At 70.3% G+C, this 3,726-nt stretch carries 1 protein-coding gene; it reads left to right on the top strand.

Annotated features, from left to right (window positions below):
* On the top strand, positions 1–3,726 hold a 3,726-nt coding region (gene gltB, locus WBA11_RS00770; protein ID WP_424518825.1), incomplete at both ends, for a glutamate synthase large subunit.

Here is a 3,726-nt window from a genome sequence, read left to right as displayed (position 1 = left end):
CGGGATCACAGTCCAGATCCCGGACGCCTTTTTCCACGCGGTCGCGAGCACGGCCGGCGTCGAGCTTCCGGCACAGGGCGACTACGCGCTCGGCACTCTGTTTCTGGACCCCGACGCCCTCGAAGGGCAGCGCAGCACCGCCGAGGCCGTCCTCGAGGACGAGTCGTTGCCGTTGTCGTGGTGGCGCGAGGTGCCGGTCGAGGCCGAGGTCCCCGGCCCCATCGCTCGGCAGTCGCAGCCGGCCGTGGCTCAGATCATCGTCGGCAAGCCGGAGGGCATCGAGCGCGGAGCCGCCTTCGAGCGAGCGCTCTACATCGCACGCCGTCGGATCGAGCGTGCTCTCGAGAGCCGGCAGGCCGGTGTAGCCAACGGACACGTCACTTCACTGTCGTCCCAGACGGCGACCTACAAGGGGATGCTGACGCCAGCACAGCTCGCCGCGTTCTACCCCGACCTGCGCGACCCGCGGTTCAAGAGCGCGCTCGCGATGGTCCACTCGCGGTTCTCGACGAACACGCTGCCGCAGTGGCCGCTCGCCCAGCCCTTCCGGTTCCTGTGCCACAACGGCGAGATCAACACGGTCCGCGGCAATCGCAACGCGTGGCGAGCCCGCGAGTCGGAGTTCCGGTCAGCCGCGTTCGGCGACCGACTCCGCGACGTGCTGCCCACCCTCGAGGACGGCGACAGCGACTCGAAATCGCTCGACGGTGCCTTGGAGATGATGGTTCACGCGGGCTGGCCGCTGCCCCAGGCGGTGATGGCGCTGGTGCCCGAGGCGTGGGAGCACGCGCCCGACATGGACCCGGCGCGCAAGTCGTTTTACCAAGCGATGGCGTGCGCGGTCGAGCCGTGGGATGGGCCGGCGACGATCCAGTTCACCGACGGCACCGTCCTGGGAGCCGTCCTCGATCGGAACGGCCTGCGGCCCTCGCGCTATACCGTGACGCGCGACGGGCTCGTGGTGCTGTCGTCCGAGACCGGCGTGCTCGACCTCGATCCCGCGACCATCGTTCAGAAGGGGCGCCTAGAGCCCGGCCGGATGCTGCTGGTCGACCTGGGCGAGGGCCGCATCGTGAGCGACGACGAGGTCAAGGCCAGCGCCGCCACCGACGCGCCGTACGACGCCTGGCTCACCGGCCTGGTCCCGCTCGCCGACCTCGAGGACGAGAGCACATCTGACCTCGAGGATGGCGAGGCCAGCACAGCCAACGGCCTCGATCTCGGCGCTCGCCACCGCCTGTTCGGCTACACCGACGAGGACCTGGGCATCCTGATTCCGGCGCTGGCCTACGGGAAAGAGGCGATTGGGTCGATGGGCGACGACACGCCCGCTGCGGCGCTGAGCCCGCGTCCTCGACTGCTGTTTGACCGCTTCCGCCAGCGGTTCGCGCAGGTCACGAACCCGCCGCTCGACGCGATCCGCGAGGTCGCCGTGACCTCGCTGATCACGCACCTCGGTCCCACGCCGAACCTGCTCGAGCCGGCGCCCGAGATGTGCCGCCGCATCCGCCTCGACCAGCCGGTCCTGAGACCGTCCGACCTCGAGGACGTCCGCACGTTCGGCGATCGCGAGCCGTGGTTCCGCACCGCCACCCTCGACGCGACGTTCCGCAACGACTCCCTCGAGGACGCCCTCTCCCGGCTGGTCGAGAGCGCCGTCGAGGCCGTCGACACCGGCGCCTCCATCCTCGTCGTGTCCGATCATGGGGCCGGGACGGACCGCCTGCCGATCCCATCGCTTCTGGCCGTCGGAGCTGTGCACCACGGTCTCACGCGGTCCGGGCGGCGGGCGCGGTGCGAGATCATCGCCGAGACGAACGAGGCGAGAGAAATCCATCACGTCGCGGCGCTCATCGGGTATGGCGCGGCGGCCGTGTGTCCGGCGCTGTTGCTCGAAACCGTCGCCCCCCGCGGATCGGCGGCCGTAGACCGGACGATCTCGGCGATCGGGAACGGCCTGCTCAAGGTGCTCTCAAAAATGGGAATCTCGACCCTCCGCAGCTACCAGGGCGCCCAGGTGTTCGAGATTCTGGGACTCGACGAGGCCGTCGTCGAGGTCGCGTTTGCGGGCACGCCGTCGCGCATTGGCGGCGCCGGGTTTCCCGACCTCGAGGCCGAGGTCCGGGCTCGCCACGCACGCATCGAGGACGACCGGATTGAAATAGGAGGACGCTACCAGTGGCGGCGCGGAGGCGCGTCGCACGCGTGGAGCCCGACGGCCATCGTCAACCTCCAGCGGGCGGTCAAGCCTGAGATCGAGCCCGACGCTCGGTGGACGTCGTTCACCGCCTTTGCCGAAGAGGTCGACGCGCGCCCCACGTTGCGCAGCCTACTCGTCCTCGAGGATGCTGACACACCGCTCGATCTCGGGGACGTCGAGCCGTGGACGGACATCGTGACGCGGTTCAAGACCGGCGCGATGTCCTACGGGTCGATCTCGCGCGAGGCGCACGAGACGCTGGCCGTCGCGATGAACCAGATCGGCGGCAAGAGCAACACGGGCGAGGGCGGCGAGGAGGCCGGGCGCTACCCGCGAGGGGCACCGGCGCGGAGCCGAATCAAGCAGATCGCGTCGGGCCGGTTCGGCGTCACGGCTGAGTACCTGGCCTCGGCGGACGAGCTCCAGATCAAGATGGCGCAGGGCGCCAAGCCCGGCGAGGGCGGCCAGCTTCCGGGCTTCAAGGTCGTCGGCGCGATCGCGAGAACGCGCAACGCGACGCCGGGCGTCGGGCTGATCTCGCCGCCGCCGCACCACGACATCTACTCTATCGAGGACCTCGCCCAGCTCATCTTCGATCTCAAAACGGTCAACCCGGACGCTCGCGTGAGCGTCAAGCTGGTCTCAGAGGCCGGCATCGGGACCGTCGCGGCCGGCGTCGTCAAGGCCGGGGCCGACACGATCCTGGTCTCGGGCTCGGACGGCGGGACCGGCGCGGCCGTGCTGACCTCGATCGCCCACGCTGGATTGCCGTGGGAGCTCGGACTGGCTGAGGTCCAGCAAGCGTTGTGCGCCACGGGCCTGCGCGAGCGCGTCCGCCTCGAGGTCGACGGCCACCTCAAGACGGGTCGCGATGTCGTGATCGGGGCTTTGTTGGGCGCCGACGAGTTCGGGTTCGCGACCGCGCCGCTCGTCGCGCTCGGGTGCGTGATGATGCGCAAGTGCCACCTCAACGCGTGCCCGGTCGGGATCGCGACGCAGGACGAGCGGCTGCGCGCGCTGTTTGCAGGTCAACCCGAGCACGTCGTGACCTACCTCCACTTCGTGGCCGAGCAGGCGCGCGAGATCCTGGCCCAGCTCGGGTTCGCCAGCCTCGAGGACGCCCGCGGCCAGGTCTCGCGCCTACGCTCACGGAGCGAGACCCTCGATCTTGGGGCCGTCCTGGCCTCCGTCCCGACGCCCGACATCTTGCTCCCGTTCGCGGCGGATCCGCAGGCCGGACCGGTCTCGCCAGCCGTCCGCAGCCAGGCTCGCCACTCAATCATCCGCGCCCTCGATGCCGGCGACCGCATCGAGGTCGACCTCGAGGTCCGCAACTCGGACCGCGCGTTCGGGACGCGTCTCAGCGGCGAGATCGCCCGGCGCACCGTCGCGGGCGCGGCCGTCCTCGAGGACGACACGGTCATCGTCCGAGCAACGGGGTCCGCCGGGCAGAGCCTGGGCGCGTTCGGCGCCTGTGGCGTCACGCTGCGGCTCGAGGGCGACGCCAACGACTACGTCGGCAAGGG

This window comes from Rubrivirga sp. (genome assembly GCF_049648075.1).
In the GTDB taxonomy this organism is placed as follows: domain Bacteria; phylum Bacteroidota; class Rhodothermia; order Rhodothermales; family Rubricoccaceae; genus Rubrivirga.
The sequence above is the reverse complement of the archived record's forward strand: the minus strand, read 5'-3'. Positions and strand labels throughout refer to the sequence as shown.